At 55.3% G+C, this 228-nt stretch carries 1 protein-coding gene; it reads left to right on the forward strand.

The genetic code is table 11. The annotated features are described in order from the left end of the window. On the forward strand, positions 1-223 hold a 223-nt coding region (locus R0J92_RS27615), incomplete at its 5' end, for a DUF2585 family protein (protein WP_411054028.1). Positions 224-228: the final 5 nt, after the last annotated feature.

A 228-nucleotide genomic window follows, 5' to 3' on the forward strand; every position in this document is an offset into this window, starting at 1 on the left:
GGTGGACTATTTCGGCGACAGCATCGTGAACTCGGTCTCCGACACGGTTGCCGCCCTGATCGGCTTCCTGCTCGCAGCCAGGCTGCCAACGAAAATAACCGTCGCCATCGCGCTGTTCTTTGAAGTTCTGGCGCTGATCGTCATCCGCGACAACCTTACGCTCAACGTGATCATGCTGCTGCATCCGTTCGAGTTCATCAAGCAGTGGCAAAGTGGGTTATAATCATG

The organism is Tritonibacter sp. SIMBA_163 (assembly GCF_046535935.1).
In the GTDB taxonomy this organism is placed as follows: Bacteria; Pseudomonadota; Alphaproteobacteria; order Rhodobacterales; family Rhodobacteraceae; genus Epibacterium; species Epibacterium scottomollicae.